This is a genomic window from Labrys sedimenti (assembly GCF_034424805.1).
In the GTDB taxonomy this organism is placed as follows: Bacteria; Pseudomonadota; Alphaproteobacteria; order Rhizobiales; family Labraceae; genus Labrys; species Labrys sedimenti.
On sequence record NZ_JAXOUF010000010.1, the window covers coordinates 117266 to 133462 of the forward strand.

General features: G+C 65.1%; 17 protein-coding genes. 10 read left to right on the forward strand and 7 right to left on the reverse strand.

The window, feature by feature from the left end; genetic code table 11:
* The first annotated feature begins 12 nt into the window (after window positions 1-12).
* Complete coding sequence (locus tag U1R88_RS24200) at window positions 13-1806, forward strand: DNA polymerase III subunit gamma/tau (protein ID WP_322433554.1); 1794 nt, start codon at window positions 13-15, stop codon at window positions 1804-1806.
* A 20-nt stretch (window positions 1807-1826) separates the two neighbouring features.
* Window positions 1827-2150 carry a YbaB/EbfC family nucleoid-associated protein gene (locus tag U1R88_RS24205; protein WP_322433555.1) on the forward strand — a complete coding sequence of 108 codons (324 nt, stop codon included), beginning with the start codon at window positions 1827-1829 and terminating at the stop codon, window positions 2148-2150.
* A gap of 33 nt (window positions 2151-2183) precedes the next feature.
* On the opposite strand, the gene U1R88_RS24210 is transcribed toward U1R88_RS24205, so the two are convergent.
* Genes U1R88_RS24210 through U1R88_RS24225 form a run of 4 tightly spaced genes read right to left on the reverse strand, consistent with a single transcriptional unit; the run spans window position 2184 to window position 3675 of the window.
* Complete coding sequence (locus tag U1R88_RS24210; RefSeq protein ID WP_322433556.1) at window positions 2184-2501, reverse strand: type II toxin-antitoxin system RelE/ParE family toxin; 318 nt, start codon at window positions 2499-2501, stop codon at window positions 2184-2186.
* Window positions 2502-2747 (reverse strand): type II toxin-antitoxin system ParD family antitoxin, encoded by a 246-nt coding sequence (locus U1R88_RS24215; RefSeq protein WP_322433557.1) that lies wholly within the window; start codon window positions 2745-2747, stop codon window positions 2502-2504.
* A gap of 42 nt (window positions 2748-2789) precedes the next feature.
* Window positions 2790-3245, reverse strand: coding sequence for a carboxymuconolactone decarboxylase family protein (locus U1R88_RS24220; RefSeq protein WP_322433558.1), 456 nt, complete (start codon window positions 3243-3245; stop codon window positions 2790-2792).
* A gap of 1 nt (window position 3246) precedes the next feature.
* Window positions 3247-3675 (reverse strand): cupin domain-containing protein, encoded by a 429-nt coding sequence (locus U1R88_RS24225; RefSeq protein WP_322433645.1) that lies wholly within the window; start codon window positions 3673-3675, stop codon window positions 3247-3249.
* A 97-nt stretch (window positions 3676-3772) separates the two neighbouring features.
* Here U1R88_RS24225 and pdxR point away from each other — a divergent pair, with 97 nt between their 5' ends.
* The 4 genes from pdxR to U1R88_RS24245 all read left to right on the forward strand — a co-directional run bounded on the left by pdxR (window position 3773) and on the right by U1R88_RS24245 (window position 10414).
* A complete protein-coding gene (gene pdxR / locus U1R88_RS24230; protein WP_322433559.1) occupies window positions 3773-5185 on the forward strand; it encodes a MocR-like pyridoxine biosynthesis transcription factor PdxR in 1413 nt (470 codons plus the stop codon).
* Window positions 5186-5372: 187 nt separating this feature from the next.
* Window positions 5373-7268 (forward strand): sigma-54-dependent Fis family transcriptional regulator, encoded by a 1896-nt coding sequence (locus U1R88_RS24235; RefSeq protein ID WP_322433560.1) that lies wholly within the window; start codon window positions 5373-5375, stop codon window positions 7266-7268.
* A gap of 162 nt (window positions 7269-7430) precedes the next feature.
* Window positions 7431-8504: a 2,3-butanediol dehydrogenase gene (locus tag U1R88_RS24240; RefSeq protein ID WP_322433561.1), complete on the forward strand. Its 1074-nt coding sequence runs from the start codon at window positions 7431-7433 to the stop codon at window positions 8502-8504.
* Between the two features lie 107 nt (window positions 8505-8611).
* On the forward strand, window positions 8612-10414 hold the full coding sequence (locus tag U1R88_RS24245; RefSeq protein WP_322433562.1) for an NAD(P)/FAD-dependent oxidoreductase: 1803 nt from the start codon (window positions 8612-8614) through the stop codon (window positions 10412-10414).
* A 77-nt stretch (window positions 10415-10491) separates the two neighbouring features.
* On the opposite strand, the gene U1R88_RS24250 is transcribed toward U1R88_RS24245, so the two are convergent.
* On the reverse strand, window positions 10492-11577 hold the full coding sequence (locus tag U1R88_RS24250; protein WP_322433563.1) for an HPP family protein: 1086 nt from the start codon (window positions 11575-11577) through the stop codon (window positions 10492-10494).
* A 300-nt stretch (window positions 11578-11877) separates the two neighbouring features.
* Here U1R88_RS24250 and recR point away from each other — a divergent pair, with 300 nt between their 5' ends.
* The 4 genes from recR (at window position 11878) to U1R88_RS24270 (ending at window position 14620) form a co-directional block, all read left to right on the forward strand.
* A complete protein-coding gene (gene recR / locus U1R88_RS24255) occupies window positions 11878-12480 on the forward strand; it encodes a recombination mediator RecR (RefSeq protein ID WP_322433564.1) in 603 nt (200 codons plus the stop codon).
* A gap of 156 nt (window positions 12481-12636) precedes the next feature.
* Window positions 12637-12939 (forward strand): virulence factor, encoded by a 303-nt coding sequence (locus U1R88_RS24260; protein WP_068283113.1) that lies wholly within the window; start codon window positions 12637-12639, stop codon window positions 12937-12939.
* 26 nt (window positions 12940-12965) lie between these two features.
* Window positions 12966-13571: a methylenetetrahydrofolate reductase C-terminal domain-containing protein gene (locus tag U1R88_RS24265; protein WP_322433565.1), complete on the forward strand. Its 606-nt coding sequence runs from the start codon at window positions 12966-12968 to the stop codon at window positions 13569-13571.
* A complete protein-coding gene (locus U1R88_RS24270; protein ID WP_322433566.1) occupies window positions 13568-14620 on the forward strand; it encodes a methylenetetrahydrofolate reductase in 1053 nt (350 codons plus the stop codon). The genes U1R88_RS24265 and U1R88_RS24270 overlap by 4 nt, the downstream gene beginning before the upstream one ends.
* Before the next feature lie 41 nt (window positions 14621-14661).
* On the opposite strand, the gene U1R88_RS24275 is transcribed toward U1R88_RS24270, so the two are convergent.
* Window positions 14662-15045: a VOC family protein gene (locus U1R88_RS24275; protein WP_322433567.1), complete on the reverse strand. Its 384-nt coding sequence runs from the start codon at window positions 15043-15045 to the stop codon at window positions 14662-14664.
* A 240-nt stretch (window positions 15046-15285) separates the two neighbouring features.
* On the reverse strand, window positions 15286-16101 hold the full coding sequence (locus tag U1R88_RS24280) for an inositol monophosphatase family protein (protein WP_322433568.1): 816 nt from the start codon (window positions 16099-16101) through the stop codon (window positions 15286-15288).
* Window positions 16102-16197 lie beyond the last annotated feature (96 nt).

Here is a 16197-nt window from a genome sequence, read left to right on the forward strand (position 1 = left end):
TCGGGGGAATTGATGGAAGACGCGAACACGACGCCCTCCGATACCCAGCCCTATCGCGTTCTCGCCCGCAAATACCGTCCCCAGACCTTCGATGACCTGATCGGCCAGGACGCGATGGTGCGAACCCTGTCCAACGCCTTCGAGACGGGCCGCATCCACCAAGCCTACATGCTCACGGGCGTGCGCGGTGTCGGCAAGACCACCACGGCGCGCATCCTGGCGCGCGGGCTCAATTACGAGCCGCCGGAGGGCGGCGGCAAGCCGACCATCAACATGCCGGGCCTCGGCCGACACTGCCAGGCCATCATCGACAGCCGCCACATCGACGTGATGGAGCTCGATGCCGCCTCCCATAACGGCATCGAGAACATTCGCGAGATCACCGACGGCGTGCGCTACGCTCCGGTCTCGGCGCGCTTCAAGGTCCTCATCATGGACGAAGTCCATATGGTGACCACGCAGGCCTTCAACGCCCTTTTAAAGACGCTGGAAGAGCCGCCGCCGCATGTAAAGTTCATCTTCGCCACCACCGAGATCCGCAAGGTCCCGATCACCATCCTGTCGCGCTGCCAGCGCTTCGACCTCAGGCGCGTCGACAGCGGTCTGCTCGCCCGCCATCTCGGCGCGATCTGCGAAAAGGAAAGCGTTTCGATCGACGCGGCCGCCCTGGCGATGATCGCGCGGGCCGCCGAGGGCTCGGTGCGCGACTCGCTGTCCTTGCTCGACCAGGCCATTGCCCATGGTGGCGGCACGATCGACGGCGAGAGCGTGCGTGCCATGCTCGGCCTTGCCGATCGCTCGCGCGTGATCGATCTGTTCGAGGCGATCATGCGCGGCGACGCCGCTTCGGCCCTCGACGAGTTGCGCGCCCAGTACGACCAGGGCGCCGATCCGGCGGTGGTGCTGTCGGAACTGGCGGAATTCACCCATTTCGTCACGCGTGTGAAGATTTCGCCGGCTGCCGCCAACGATCCTTCGGCCACCGAAATCGAGAAGGTGCGCGGCTCCGAGCTCGCCGGCAAGCTCTCGATCAAGGTGCTGACGCGCCAGTGGCAGATGCTGCTCAAGGGCATTCCCGAGATCCAGACCGCCGCCAAGCCGCTAGCCGCCGCCGACATGGTGCTGGCGCGCCTGTGCTATGCTGCCGATCTGCCCTCGCCGGACGATCTCATCCGCCAACTCGGCGAGAGCGGCGGCGTCCTGCCCTCGCGCGGGCCTGCCTCGCCGCCGCCGGCGTCCCCTCCGACAGCGCCGCGGGCGCAGCTGATCACGGCCGCCACCCAGGCCCAGTTCCAGCCGCAACCCCAGCGTACCCCGATGCCGGAGCCGGCCTCGGCAGCGCAGCCGGGCCGCGCGCTCGCCAGCTTCGCCGAGATCGTCGCCCTTGCGATGGAAAAGCGCGACCTGCCGCTGAAACTGGCTCTGGAGCGTTTCGTGCGACTGGTTGCCTTCGCCGACGGCCGCCTCGACATCGCCCTCGAGCCTGGTTCGCCCCAGGGCCTAGTCAACGATCTCTCGCGCAAATTGTCGGACTGGACCAGCAAGCGCTGGCTGGTGGTACTGTCGTCGGAAAAGGGCGAGGCGACCCTGCGCGAGCTCGCCGAAGCCCGGCAGGCGGCCGTGCTCTCGGGCATCCGCGCCGATCCTTTCGTGCGGGCCGTGATGGAACGCTTTCCCGGCGCCGAGATCGTCGACATCCGGGACAACGCCCCGGTCGAGACGCAGTCCCTGCCGCCGGCACCCGATGATGGCGGCGATCCCGATGATGCAGACGAGGCTGCGCCCTACTCGGCCGACGATATCTGACCACAGGAACAGGAGCTCCCATGAAAGACGTGATGGGTATGATGAAGCAGGTGCAGGCCATGCAGGCCAAGATGCAGACCCTGCAGGCCGAACTGGAACAGACCGAAGTCGAGGGCGTGGCCGGCGGCGGTCTGGTCAAGGTGCGCCTCACCGCCAAGGGCGAGATGAAGGGCGTCGACATCGACGCATCGTTGCTCAAGGCCGAGGAGAAGGAAATCGTCGAGGATCTCGTCCTCGCCGCCCACAACGATGCGCGTGGCCGGGCTGACCGCCTGACTCAGGAAAAGATGGGCTCGATCACGGCCGGCCTGCCTTTGCCTCCGGGGATGAAGCTGCCGTTCTGAGAGAAATGCGGCGACCGCTATCGTGCCATCACTTCACGGTACGCCGCCTCCCTTATCGAAGAGCGCCTCGATATCGCGATGGTCTTCGATGATGTTGATGATCTCGAGGCGATCACTTCGGTAGCGTAGAAAGATCACGTAATTTCGGAAAGCGAAACTTCGAAGGTCGGGACGCAATTCGGGCCGAGCCCGGCCGAAGGTGCCGGGCAAGGTCGCGAGTTTGTGGCACTGCTGGCGCAAATGCTCCGTGAACCGGCGCCCCAGTGCCACACTCCCGCTCTCATGGCTGATATAGGCCTGAATAGCGATCAAGTCCCTAGCGGCAGCCTGCGTGTAGACCAGCCGCCTCACTCAAGCCTCTTCGGCTGACAGTCGAGCAGCGGCGGTATCGAGAGCCTTGCCGATTTCATCATCGGAAAGATCGCCTCCCTCGTCGATGGAGGCATTCACCATGTCGCGGAGCGCCTGCAGCTTGGCTTCACGCTCCTCAACGAGACGGAGTCCTTCCCGGACTACCTCACTGGCCGAGCCATAGCGGCCTTCTCGAACGATCGTATTGACGAATTCTTCCCACCGCGAGCCGAGCGATACGTTCATGGCGGTTCTCCTTTCCCGCCACGATAACATATTTGGCGCAATTTATGCTATCGCCCTTACCGCAGCCGGCGTGTTGCGGAAGCTGATGGCCAGGCGGTTATAGGCGTTCATCAGGCCGATCGCGATGGTGAGGTCGGCCACTTCCTTTTCGGAAAACACCGTCCGTACGGCCTCGAATTCCGCGTCGGGCACGGCGGTCTCGGCCACCCTGGTCACCGTCTCCGCCCAGCGCAATGCCGCCTTCTCCTGCTCGTTGAACAGGGCACCGGCCTCGTGCCAGACCGGCACCAGCACCAGCTTCTCCTGGGGCAGGCCATCCTTGGTCAGGTCACGCGAATGCATGTCGATGCAATAGGCGCAGCCATTGATCAGCGAGATCCTGAGATAGACCAGATTGACCAGCATGCGGGGCAGGCTCTGGCTGACATAGCCATAGACGCCGCCCAGGGCCTTCATGCCGGCGGGAGCGGCAGCGTTGTAGTCGAGACGCGGGGCCATTTCATTTCTCCTGATCATAGACGGTGAGGTTGCGGTCACCGGTATCGGCGACGAAGACGGCAAGCAGCGAGGCGGGCCTGCTCTTGCTGGCATTCTTGCTGACCTGATGGTGGGCTCCCGGCTCCTCGAACCAGCTCTCGCCGGCGCGATAGACCTTGACCGGCCCGCCATTCACCTGGCTGCGGATCGAGCCCGACAGCACATAGGCAAAGACGAAGGCCGTCCTGGAGTGGGTATGCGCGGACGACTTGCCTCCGGGAGCATAGCGCACGAGGACGCTGGTCATGGTCTTGCCAGGCACGTTGGGGAGTGCCTGCTCGAACACGGGGCCCGCGCTGGCCCCACCGGACTTGGATTGCGGCGAATGGGCGAGCACCGGGGTGACGGCGAGGGCAATGCCCATACCGAGCAGAAAGGCTTTGGAAATCATCATCTTGGTTCCTGTCTTGCGGTGACCGGAACATCGCTCTCTTTCGGCTCATAAAAAAGCACCAAGAACTACAGGAAATACTGTACCGTCCGGACGCATGAACGAGCCTTTCAAGATCAGCATCGATCGCGCCGCCCAGGCTCCGCTGGCCGTGCAGATCCATCGCAGCATCGCTACCGCCATTCTCGACGGCCGGCTGGCCAATGGCGTGCGGCTGCCGTCCTGGCGCGATCTCGCGGCCCAGCTCGGCGTCGCCCGCGGCACCGTGCGCGTGGCCTATGAAAAGCTCGCCGACGAGCAATTGATCGCCGGCATGGGAGCAGCCGGCACGCGCGTGATCCACAAGGCAGGCCGCCCTGAGGCGGTGGACAGGCTGCCGGAAGCCACGCCCCTGCCGGCCCTCTTTCCCGATTTCGAGCGCCCGCCCGCCACCTTCCAGATGGGCGTGCCGGCGCAGGATGCCTTTCCCTTTTCGCTATGGTCGCGCATCATGGCGCGCAGCGCCCGCACCGCCGCCGCAGCGGCGGTGAGCTATCCCGACCCGCGCGGCCATATCGAACTCCGGCGCGAGATCGTCGCCTATCTCGCCCTGGCGCGCGGCATCCAGTGCGAGCCGGGCCAGATCCTGGTGACATCGGGCTATGCCGGCGCCCTCGGCCTCATCCTGCGCGCCCTCGGGCTCGACGGTCGCCAGGCCTGGCTCGAGGACCCGGCCTTCATCCTGACCCGCCTCGCCCTGGAACAGGCCCGGGTCGCGGTCACGCCGGTCCCGGTCGATCGGGACGGCATCGACGTCGCCGCCGGCATTCGCCTCGCGCCCGACGCCGCCTTTGCAGTGGTCACCCCCGGCCAGCAGTCGCCTCTCGGCGTTACCTTGTCGCTCGAACGCCGCCGCGCCTTGCTCGAATGGGCGCAGGCCCGCCAGGCCTGGATCATCGAGGACGACTATCTCAGCGAATTGCAATTGAGGGGACGGGCGGCCCCGGCCCTAGCCTCGCTCGACCTCCAGGGGCGGGTCCTGCATGCCGGCACCTTCAGCAAGACCATTACCCCGGCGCTTCGCCTGGGTTTCCTGATGGTGCCGCCGCAACTGGCCGCCCGTTTCGGCGACGTCGCCGCCGCTCTCGCACCAGCGCCGGCGGCCTCGATCCAGCGGGCCGTGGCGAGCTTCCTGGCGGAAGGGCATTATCTCAGGCATCTGCGCCGGATGAAACGCCTCTACGCTGCCCGGCGCGACGCCCTTGCCGCCTGTCTCGCCACGCGCATCGGTCCCGGCATGAAGGTGCATGCCAATGGAGGCCTCGCCGTCCTGCTCGACCTACCCGATACGATCGACGATGTTGCCGTCTCCCACCAGGCCCTGCCCTTTGGGATCGCTCCCGTACCGCTTTCACCCTGGTACAAGGGAGCGCGGCGCGCCGGCCTGTTGCTGGGCGTCACCAATGTCGACCCCAGGCGCATCACCATCGATTGCGACCGCTTGCTGGCGCTGCTCGCAGCCCATGGCTGACGGCCCTAGGTCCCAAGACGGTTTACATTCGCCGGCACTAGTGCACACTGCCGGATCAGCACCTCGGAGGTAGCGAGGGAGAATTCGATCGAGCTGGCCCGTTCCATGCGAGATCCAAGCAAGACGTGGCTTCTGATCCGGATGGGTCAAGAAACACAATTCCAAGGGAGGCTGGCCGAACCTTCTCATGGCTTCGCATGTCGATCATATCCGCGAGATCGAAAGCGTCGGCCTGGGCGCGGCAACCATCCGCGACGCCACGGTGGTGCAAAGCTGGCTGCGCTGCATCAACAAGCACCGATTGGACCCGGCCCAGGCCTGCGAGGCCTATATCGTGCCGGATACCCAGTTGCGCGAGCATCGCCAGCAATCGGAAGAACTGATCGCGATCGCCCGCTCGGGCCTCGAAAGCCTGTTCCGCCAGGTGGCGGGACAGAACTATGTGCTGCTGCTCTCGGACAGGGCCGGCGTGACCGTGGATTTCTACGGCGACCCGCTGTTCGACAACAATCTGCGCAAGGCCGGCCTTTATATGGGGTCGGAATGGTCTGAGTCGCGGGCCGGCACCTGCGCCGTCGGTGCTTGCATCGAGGCCGGCGAGGCCCTGACCATCCATCAGACCGACCATTTCGACAATACCCACACGCCGCTCTCCTGCACCGCCGCCCCGATCTACGACATCCAGGGCGGGCTTTCGGCGGTGCTCGACATCTCCCTGCTCTCCTCGCCGATCAAGAAGGCCAGCCAGAACCTGGCACTGCATCTCGTCTCGGCCACGGTGCGGCGCATCGAGCTCGCCAATCTGATGGCGCAATCGAGCCGCGAATGGGTGCTGCGCTTCTCGCGCTCCCCGGAATTTCTCGATGTCGACCCGGAAGCCGGCATCGCCATCGACGGTTCCGGCCGCATCATCGGCATGACCAATGGCGGCGCCAAGGTGCTGGCGCGCTCGGGCAATCTCGACTGGCGCGACCCGCAGGCCCTGATCGGGCAACCCCTGTCACGCTTCTTCGACATGGACATCGACGACCTGCCCGATCTGACACGCCAGCATCGCCCGCAGGATCGCCTGGTCTTCGCACGCGACGGCAATGCCCTGTTCGCCCATGCCATCGAGCCCAATATCGCCGTGCGCTCGCCGGCAGGGGCACGCCACGATATTCCCGCCTCGCTGCGCAATCTGAGCGGCGGCGACGGCCAGCTCGCCGCCTTGCAGGCCAAGGTCGCCAAGCTCGCACCCAGGCCGGTCTCGATCCTCATCCAGGGCGAAACCGGCACGGGCAAGGAATATCTGGCCCGCGCCATCCATGAGGCGAGCGGTCGGACCGGCAAGTTCGTCGCGGTGAACTGTGCGGCGATCCCCGAGCCGCTGATCGAAAGCGAATTGTTCGGCCACCTGCCGGGCGCCTTCACCGGTGCCGCTCCACGGGGACGGATCGGGCTGATCGAGGAGGCCAATGGCGGCACGCTCTTCCTCGATGAGATCGGCGACATGCCTTTGGCGCTCCAGAGCCGGTTCCTGCGGGTGTTGTCGGAACGGGAGCTGACACCGGTGGGCGCTTCACGCGCCAAGCCGCTGGACATTAGGGTGGTCTCCGCCTCTAACCGGCCGCTCGAAGCACTCGCCAGGGATGGCGGCTTTCGTGAGGACCTACTCTACCGGCTCAATGCCGCGACGCTCGTGCTGCCCGCCTTGCGCGAGCGCTCCGATTTCGTCTGGCTACTCGACAAGATTCTTGTGAAGCACCGCATGAACGGTGAGGCGCTGGCGGTTACACCGGCAGCGCTGCTCGCACTCAAGGCCCATCATTGGCCCGGCAATATCCGCGAACTCGACAATGTGGTCTCGGTGGCCGCGGTGCTCTGCCACAATGGCGTCATCGAGGTGGGCGACCTGCCGGAAGCCCTCATGCGGCGGGCGCTGCCGCAGAGGAGCGAGGAGCCGCATACGCAAAGGGGCGCTCTCGAGGCCGTGCTCGCCAGTTGCAATTGGAACGTGTCACAGGCGGCTCGCAGCCTGGGCGTCGACCGCTCCACAGTGCATCGCCAGATCAAACGCCATGGCTTGAACCACCGCAACTGACCTGTTGCAACGGCCCTGCCACAGCTGTGGCATCCGTTGCGCGCCGTGCAACGGTGATGCGCATCCAAGCGGCCTGAAACCGCACCAGGCCGCGGCTTCCGCCAGTTGGCACGGCGATTGCTCTTCCTGCCCAACACCATGCAACAGGGGAGGAAGACAAGGATGAAGGCCCTGCGATTTCATGCCGCCAAGGATTTGCGGCTCGAGGAACTGCCCAAGCCGGGTCAACCGGCGCCCGGACAGGTTCTGATCCGCAATCGTTTCGTCGGCATCTGCGGCACGGACCTGCACGAATACGCCTATGGCCCCATCTTCATTCCGGTCGAGCCGCATCCCTTCAGCGGCGCCAGCGGCCCGCAGATCCTCGGCCATGAATTCGGCGGGGTGGTCGAGGCGGTCGGCGAAGGCGTCGACGCGGTGAAACCGGGTGACCGGGTCTCGGTGCAGCCGCTGATCATGCCGCGTTCGGGCGACTATTTCGCCGACCGCGGCCTCTTCCACCTCAGCCCCCAGCTCGCCCTTGCCGGATTGAGCTGGGTTTCGGGCGGCATGGCCGACTATGCCCTGCTCAACGACTACAATGTGCAGAAGATCCCCGACACCCTCAGCGACGAGGAGGCGGCCTTGGTCGAGCCAAGCGCGGTAGCCGTCTATGCCTGCGACCGCGGCGGCGTCACCGCCGGCTCGAGTGTGTTGGTGACGGGCGCCGGCCCGATCGGCCTGCTTACTTTGCTGGCGGCCCGGGCCGCCGGCGCGGCCCAGCTCTTCGTCTCCGACATCAACGATAAGCGCCTCGCCTTCGCCAAGGCGGCACTGCCCGATCTCGTTACCATCAACCCCAAGCGTGACAATCCCGGCGAGGTCGTGCGCGATCTCAGCGAAGGAAATGTCGGCTGCGACGTGGCGATCGAATGCGTGGGCAACGAGCATGCGCTCAAGGCCTGCCTCGACGCCGTGCGCAAGCAGGGCGTGGTGGTCCAGACCGGCCTGCACCCGCATGAGAACCCGCTCGACTGGTTCCAGGTCACCTTCAAGGATGTCGATATTCGCGGTTCCTGGGCCTATCCCACCCATTACTGGCCGCGCGTCATCCGCCTGATCAGCTCCGGCCTGCTGCCGGCGAACAAGGTCGTGACGCGCAAGATCACGCTCGACGCGGCCGTCACCGACGGCTTCGACGCCCTGCTCGACCCGGCCGGCGAACAGCTCAAGATCCTGATCGACCTGGCTCGATAACGCCGGATCGCGGCGGCCGGCTCGGAAACAAGGAGCTTCAGCAAACAAGCGTTCGTTCTCTGTCCGCAGCAACAATCTCGACCAACATAAAAAACGGAGGAAATACCATGCTCGATCAAAGCCCGCAGGCCAAGGTGGACGCGGTTCTGGCCAAGTTCGAAAAGGCGCTCGCAAGCGGCGACATCGACGCCGCGGTCAATTTGTTTCAGGAAGATTGCTATTGGCGCGACCTGGTTACCTTCACCTGGAACATCCGCACCCTGGAAGGACGCGATGCCATCGGCGAGATGCTGAAGACGCAGCTGGCCGCCATCAAGCCCAGCCATTTCCGCCAGGACGCCAACGAAGCGGCCAGCGATGGCAATGGCGTAACCGAGGGCTGGTTCGAGTTCGAGACGCAGGCGGCGCGCGGCTATGGCCATATCCGCCTGAAGAACGGCCTGATCTGGACCCTGCTCACCACCATGAGCGAATTGAAGGGCCATGAGGAACCCAAGGGCTTCCGCCGTCCGATGGGCGCCGAGCATGGCAGCGATCCGACGCGCAAGACCTGGAAAGAAAAGCGCGAATCCGAGGCCTCGGAACTCGGCTTCAGCGAGCAGCCCTATGTCGTCATCATCGGCGGCGGCCAGGGCGGTATCGCCCTCGGCGCCCGGCTGCGACAGCTCGGCGTGCCCACCATCATCATCGAGAAGAACGAGCGACCGGGCGACAGCTGGCGCAAGCGCTACAAGTCGCTCTGCCTGCACGACCCGGTCTGGTACGACCACCTGCCCTACATCCCCTTCCCCGACAATTGGCCGGTTTTCGCGCCCAAGGACAAGATCGGCGACTGGCTGGAGATGTACACCAAGGTGATGGAGCTGAACTATTGGAGCTCCACCACCTGCAAATCCGCGAGCTTCGACGAGACGACCAAGGAATGGACCGTGATCGTCGAGCGGGACGGCCGCGAGATCACCTTGAAGCCCAAACAGCTCGTGCTGGCCACCGGCATGTCCGGCAAGGCCAATGTGCCCAAGATCAAGGGCCAGGACGTCTTCAAGGGCGAGCAGCAGCATTCCTCCCGCCATCCCGGCCCGGACGCCTATCGCGGCAAGAAAGTGGTGGTGGTCGGCTCCAACAATTCGGCCCACGACATCTGCGCGGCCCTGTGGGAAGGCGGCGCCGACGTCACCATGCTGCAGCGCTCCTCCACCCATATCGTGAAATCGGACTCGTTGATGGAGATCGGGCTCGGCGACCTCTATTCGGAGCGCGCGGTGGCCGCCGGCATGACCACCCGCAAGGCCGACCTGATCTTCGCCTCGCTGCCCTATCGCATCCTGCATGAGTTCCAGGTGCCGGTGTACAACAAGATCCGCGAGAAGGACGCCGAGTTCTACAAGAGGCTCGAGAAGGCCGGCTTCATGCTCGATTTCGGCGACGACGATTCCGGCCTGTTCATGAAATATCTGCGCCGCGGTTCAGGCTACTACATCGATGTGGGCGCCTGCGACCTGGTGGCGGATGGCCGGATCAAGCTGGTCAGCGGCGTCGGCATCCGCGAATTGAACGAAACCGGCGTCGTGCTGGAGGATGGCCGCGAACTGCCGGCCGATCTCATCGTCTATGCCACCGGCTACGGTTCGATGAACGGCTGGGCCGCCGACCTGATCTCCAAGGAAGTGGCCGACAAGGTCGGCAAATGCTGGGGACTGGGCTCTGATACCACCAAGGACCCCGGGCCCTGGGAAGGCGAGCAGCGCAACATGTGGAAACCCACCCAGCAGGAAGCCCTATGGTTCCATGGCGGCAATCTGCACCAGTCGCGCCATTACTCACTCTACCTCTCCCTGCAGCTCAAGGCGCGCAAGGAAGCGATCCCGACCCCAGTCTATAAGGTCCAGGAACGGCATCACCTGTCCTGAGATCGGTGCCGCATTGTCGCGATAGACGATGGAACATCAGGGGTGGCCACAAGCCGCCCCTTTCTTTACGAAGGGCGTTACTGCCCCCAACCCTCGCGGGCCGACAGGCTCGACAGGGCGGCGAGCAGATCGGTCTGGGTGACGAGACCGGCAATATGCTTGTCGTCATCGACGATGACCACGGCATGGGTGGTGCCGTTGGTCAGGGCCGGGATCAGGCCGAGCGCGGGTGCTCCCGGCGTGGACAGGGTCGGAAGCGTCATGACGTCGCCGACCTGCTTCACCGGACCGGCGAGATCGCGCAGGCCCACCGTGCCCACCACGCGTTCGTGGAAGTCGACGACCGGCAAGGTACGGACATTATGCTCGAGCAACAGCTTGATCGCCGTCTCGGCGCTGGCTTCGGGCTCGATGGTGACGATGTCGCGCGACATGATGTCGGCACAGGTCAGTTCGGCATGGGAGCGCGACAGCGCCCGCTGCTCGACCCGCCGCAGCAGACGGTCGAGGTCCTGCCGGTCGATGTCGAAGGTTTCGCCGAGGTCGGTCAGCGCTCCCTCGATATCCTCGTCGCGGAAGCCAACCCGCAGGGAAGGGGCCGGGTCGGCGGTGCCATGCGTGCTGGCCGGGGCGGGAGCGGGCACATGCGGATAGGGATGGCGGGAGAAACGGTGAAACAGCCAGCCCAGCGCAACCAGCAATGCCGAGTTGAGGCAAACCGGCACCAAGGCAAAGCTGAAGCCGGCAGCGGCCACCGCGGGTCCGCCGATCACTGCCGTCAGGGCAGCGGCCCCGCCCGGCGGATGGAGGCAGCGCGTCAGCGACATCACGGCGATGGCCAGACCGACCGCCAGCCCGATGGCCAGCATCGGCTCGTGAACGAACTGCATGACCGTGATGCCGCACAGGGCCGAGAGCGTATTGCCGCCGATGATCGACCAGGGCTGCGCCAGTGGACTGGCCGGCACGGCGAAGAGCAGCACGGCCGAGGCCCCGACGGGCGCGACGATGAAGGGCAGATGCGGATCGCGGCCGAAGACGAGTGTGCAGACGAGGCCGGTCAAGGTGATGCCCACGATGGCGCCCAGGCTGGCGAACAGACGGTCGCGCAGCGTGGCTCCGGCCAGGATCGGCACGAACAGCTTAAAGGGAAGAAATGCCATAGCTTGACCCGGCAGACAGTACGGGCGGTCGGCCCGGCCGCGATATATCGCGAAGCGATAGGTGCTTAAAGCTTAGGCAGACACCATTCAAGGTACGAAAGGACGCAGCGAGGCTGTTCTCGGATGCGCGGACGTCACAGCGGCTTGCCTGCAGGCCGCGACATCCGCTCTTCCTTTCTGCAAACGCTACGTTTCCAAGAGCGGACGAGACGTCCGCGCACCCGGGGATCGAGGTGCAAAACCGGATCGCATCTGTACTCTCCCCTCGCACCAGCCCCGCAAATCACCTATCTCAGCATCATGGCATCCGTCACCGGCCCCGAAATCGAACGCCTGATCCAGCTGCTCGCCCGTTTGCCGGGGCTCGGGCCGCGTTCGGCCCGGCGGGCGGCACTGACGCTGATCAAGAAGCGCGAACAATTGATGGTGCCGCTATCCTCCGCCCTGCAGATAGCCTGCGAACGCGTGGTGGTCTGCTCGAACTGCGGCAATATCGACACCTCGGATCCTTGCACCCTATGCGGCGATCCCCGGCGCGAGAACACACTCTTGGTGGTGGTCGAGGATGTCGCCGACCTCTGGGCCCTGGAGCGGGCCGGCGTGGTCAATGCCCGCTACCACGTGCTCGGCGGCACGCTCTCGCCGCTCGACGGCGTCGGGCCGGAGGATCTCACCATCGACAGGCTGGTCGCGCGCGTCGCCGAAGGCGGTGTCACCGAAGTGATTCTCGCCCTCAACGCCACGGTCGACGGCCAGACCACAGCCCACTACGTCACCGACCTTCTGGCCCCAACAGGCGTCAAGGTGACGAAACTGGCGCATGGCGTGCCGGTCGGAGGCGAGCTTGACTATCTCGACGAGGGCACCCTGGCTGCCGCGATCCGGAGCCGGACACCGTTCTGACGAGAGTGTTCGGACGTCCGAACCGTCATTGCGAGCGTAGCGAAGCAATCCAGCGGTCGGAGCCATCGTGCCCCTGGATTGCTTCGCTACGCTCGCAGTGACGAACAAGAAGCACCGCTTCACGCCATTGACGAGCAAAATCGAAAGGAACCCCCTATGCCCCAGCTCATCGTCACCTATTGGCGCGACATTCCCACCATGGTGGTGGCCAAGCAGGGCCGCACCAGCGCCAAGCGCGAATTGAGCTCCCGCTTCGGCGAGGCCGTCGACATGGCGGCGATGCGCGGCGGCGCTGCCGGCACGGACGATTATCTCGCCGAATTCCATCGCAGCCCGCCGATCGAGTGCGGCGACGACCTGGAAGCGGAAGTTTCGGCGGCGGCGGCCAAGATCGAGGCGGAATACGACAAGGAACGATTGGCAGCTCTTGCCAAGAATGGCGGCAGAGAAAACCGCTGATCGCTCCAACGCGAGTTCCTTGAGACATGCGCACGCCCGCTGCCTTCGAAGCCACCGGAAAGCCACCGCGCGATGCGAAGAAATTCGCCTTGCGTTTCTGGGCCATCCGCCATTCCGCCGCGATGGAGCGGATCTATGACGGCGTCGAGTGGACGCTGGTCAAGCTCTCGCCCCTGTTCACGGCGATCGGCTGGGACAGGCTGGAAAAGCCGGTGGCCAAGGTGGAGAAGCTGGTCAAGTCGAACCTGTTCGACTGCAAGATGTGCGGCCAATGCGCCCTGTCCTCCACCGGCATGTCCTGTCCGATGAACTGCCCGAAGGGCCTGCGCAACGGCCCCTGCGGCGGCGTCAGGGCCAATGGCAATTGCGAGGTCTATGCCGACATGCCCTGCGTCTGGGTCAAGGCCTATGAGGGTTCGCGCAACATGGCCGGCGGCAGTGCGATCGAAGTGCCGCAGGGACCGGTCGATCACCGCCTGAAGGGGCAATCCTCCTGGCTTTCCGTGGCCCGCGAGAAGTCGGGCTACAATGCCAGGATCGCGGCGGAGAAGGCGGCAGCGGCGGCCGCCGCCAAAGCCAAGGCTGCAGCAGCCAAATCCAATGCTGTCACCGCGAGCGGAGGCAAGCCATGACCAACGATACCAGGCAGCCCCATCCCGACGATTTCGGCCCGCATCCGGCCGCGCCCCTGCCCGAACTGCCAGGCCATAGTTCGCGCGGGCGTCTCGAGCGCGTGCTGCGACGCGGTGAATTCGCCGTCACGGCCGAGCTCAACCCGCCTGATTCAGCCAATCCCGACGACGTGCTCGAACGTGTGAAACCGTTCGAAGGCTGGGTCGACGCCATCAACGCCACCGACGGCTCCGGCGCCAATTGCCACATGTCCTCCGTGGCGATCTGCGCCCTCTTGACCCGCGTCGGCTATTCGCCGGTGTTCCAGATTTCCTGCCGCGACTACAACCGCATCGCCATCCAGGGCAATGTCTTGGGAGCGGCGGCGCTCGGCGTGTGCAACGTGCTCTGCCTGTCCGGCGACGGCGTGCAGAGCGGCGACCATCCCGAGGCCAAGCCGGTCTTCGACCTCGATTCGACCGCCCTGCTTTCGACCATCCGCACCATGCGCGACGAGCAGCGCTTCCTGTCGGGCCGCAAGATCACCACGCCGCCCGCGATGTTCCTGGGCGCGGCCGCCAATCCCTTCGTGCCCCCCTATGATTTCCGCCCGATCAACCTGGCCAAGAAGGTCCAGGCCGGAGCGCAATTCATCCAGACCCAATATTGCTTCGACGTGCCGCTGCTGGAGCGTTTCATGGCCCGCATCCGCGACATGGGCCTGCATGAGAAATGCTTCATCATGGTCGGCGTCGGCCCGCTCGCCTCCGCCCGTACCGCCAAGTGGATGCGTTCCAACGTGCCCGGCGTGCATGTGCCCGACGACGTGATCAAGCGCCTGGAAGGGGCGCAGGATCAGAAGGAGGAAGGCAAGCGGCTGTGCATCGACATCATCCAGCAGGTCCGCGAGATCAAGGGCGTCGCCGGCGTGCATGTAATGGCCTACCGCCAGGAAGAATATGTCGCCGAGATCGTGCATGAATCCGGCGTGCTCGCCGGCCGCACGCCCTGGCGTCGCGACATGGAGCCAAGCCCGATCCCGCATGAGGAGATCGTGGCGGCGCAATAGAGGCGATCCCCTCCCCCGCGGGGGAGGGTCAAGCGCGATGCCTATTCCGGCGTTGAGAACACCCGCAGCCTGTGGCCGTCGGGATCGAGCATCACGAAGGTGCGGCCAAAATCGAGATCGACCGGCGTTTGCGCAACGCGCACATCGCGCGTTTCGAGCCATTTGCCATAGGCGGCGTCGACGGCAGCGGCATTCGCCACCTTGAAGCCGATCTCGACGCCGCCGGCCGGCGCACCCGGCGCGGGCTCTGCCGTGTGCTTCGACCACAGGCCGAACATCAGGCCGGTCTCGAGGGCGAACAAAGCGAAGGTAGCCTGCGCCTCGATGGGCTCGAGGCCGAGCAGCTCGCGATAGAAGGCGGCGCTGCGCAGCGGGCTGTCGACCATCAGCAGAGCGTAGCTGGATTTGAAGGCGGGAGCTGTCATTGTCTGGTTTCCTCGGTTGCGATGAGGAAAGACTAACGGCCAGCCCTGCCAGTTTTTGTCAGGAGTGAAGGGCGGACGGCTCGGCCTCTTTGGCAAAGATGATGGATCCAAGAAGCGGACGAGACGTCCGCGGTCCCAGCCGCGCCGCTTCCCGCGGGACCCCGGCAAGGTTCGTGCAGGAAACGTCAAGGCCGGGACCGCGGACGTCTCGTCCGCCTTCTGCCTTCTTCTGATATTCCATCACGCCGCGACTGTCTCAGCCTGCTCCACCAGCCGCATCAAGCCATCCCAGGCCCCCGGCGCCGCACCGATAACCCGCCCGCCCCGGACGAGATCGCCATGGGCGAGGAAGTTCTCGACCTTTCCGCCCGCCTCGCTGATCAGGCACAGGCCAGCCAGGCAGTCCCAGGCATTCATATGCGGTTCGTAATAGCCGACCAGCCGGCCCGCCGCGACATAAGCCAGCATCAGCGCGCCCGAGCCGTTACGGATGAACATCCCGCCCTCATGCAGGAGGGCATTGAGAAATCCGGTGATGATCTCCGGCGCCACGCGGTGATTGGCGCCCACCCCGAGCACGCCGTCGACCAGGCTTCTTTGATCCGAAAGCCGCAAAATGGTGCCGTTGAGCGTTGCTCCCTGGCCGAGGGCCGCGGCATAGAGTTCGTCGCGCACCGGCGCATAGATCACCCCGACGACCGTATCGATGCCCCAGGTGACGGCGACCGAGACGCACCAGGACGGCAGGCCGAAGACGAAGGGGCTGGTGCCGTCGACCGGGTCCATCACCCAGCAATAGCCGGACGTGCCCTCGCTCAAGCCATATTCCTCGCCCAACAGGGCATCATCGGGAAAAACCGCGTGGATACGCTCGCGCAGCAACCTTTCGCTGGCCTTGTCGGCGGCCGAGACCACATCCTGCGCATTGGCCTTGGTCTCGACCGCGAGCGTATCGCGGTCGTTGAAGAAGGACAGCGCCAGGAGGCCGGCCTCCCGGATGATATCCCGGGCAAGATCGAGGCGGGCGGCGATGTCGGCGGCGGCAGGCGATGTCATGGGCAATTCCTGAAGTACCTGAAATACATGAAGGCTAGGGCCAGCCGTCATTGCGAGCGCAGCGAAGCAATCCAGATGGTGCGCCCCCGGCTTTCG

Bases quoted from the DNA above. Each gene is read 5' to 3' on its own strand.
- U1R88_RS24250 (WP_322433563.1), bottom strand. From the start codon at position 11,577: ATGGCATTTCTTCCCTTTAAGCTGTTCGTGCCGATCCTGGCCGGAGCC.
- U1R88_RS24225 (WP_322433645.1), bottom strand. From the start codon at position 3,675: ATGATTTCCAAAGCCTTTCTGCTCGGTATGGGCATTGCCCTCGCCGTC.
- U1R88_RS24280 (WP_322433568.1), bottom strand. From the start codon at position 16,101: ATGACATCGCCTGCCGCCGCCGACATCGCCGCCCGCCTCGATCTTGCC.
- U1R88_RS24260 (WP_068283113.1), top strand. From the start codon at position 12,637: ATGCCCCAGCTCATCGTCACCTATTGGCGCGACATTCCCACCATGGTG.
- U1R88_RS24200 (WP_322433554.1), top strand. From the start codon at position 13: ATGGAAGACGCGAACACGACGCCCTCCGATACCCAGCCCTATCGCGTT.
- U1R88_RS24245 (WP_322433562.1), top strand. From the start codon at position 8,612: ATGCTCGATCAAAGCCCGCAGGCCAAGGTGGACGCGGTTCTGGCCAAG.
- U1R88_RS24270 (WP_322433566.1), top strand. From the start codon at position 13,568: ATGACCAACGATACCAGGCAGCCCCATCCCGACGATTTCGGCCCGCAT.
- pdxR (WP_322433559.1), top strand. From the start codon at position 3,773: ATGAACGAGCCTTTCAAGATCAGCATCGATCGCGCCGCCCAGGCTCCG.
- U1R88_RS24215 (WP_322433557.1), bottom strand. From the start codon at position 2,747: ATGAACGTATCGCTCGGCTCGCGGTGGGAAGAATTCGTCAATACGATC.
- U1R88_RS24205 (WP_322433555.1), top strand. From the start codon at position 1,827: ATGAAAGACGTGATGGGTATGATGAAGCAGGTGCAGGCCATGCAGGCC.
- U1R88_RS24275 (WP_322433567.1), bottom strand. From the start codon at position 15,045: ATGACAGCTCCCGCCTTCAAATCCAGCTACGCTCTGCTGATGGTCGAC.
- U1R88_RS24240 (WP_322433561.1), top strand. From the start codon at position 7,431: ATGAAGGCCCTGCGATTTCATGCCGCCAAGGATTTGCGGCTCGAGGAA.
- U1R88_RS24265 (WP_322433565.1), top strand. From the start codon at position 12,966: ATGCGCACGCCCGCTGCCTTCGAAGCCACCGGAAAGCCACCGCGCGAT.
- U1R88_RS24220 (WP_322433558.1), bottom strand. From the start codon at position 3,245: ATGGCCCCGCGTCTCGACTACAACGCTGCCGCTCCCGCCGGCATGAAG.
- U1R88_RS24235 (WP_322433560.1), top strand. From the start codon at position 5,373: ATGGCTTCGCATGTCGATCATATCCGCGAGATCGAAAGCGTCGGCCTG.
- recR (WP_322433564.1), top strand. From the start codon at position 11,878: ATGGCATCCGTCACCGGCCCCGAAATCGAACGCCTGATCCAGCTGCTC.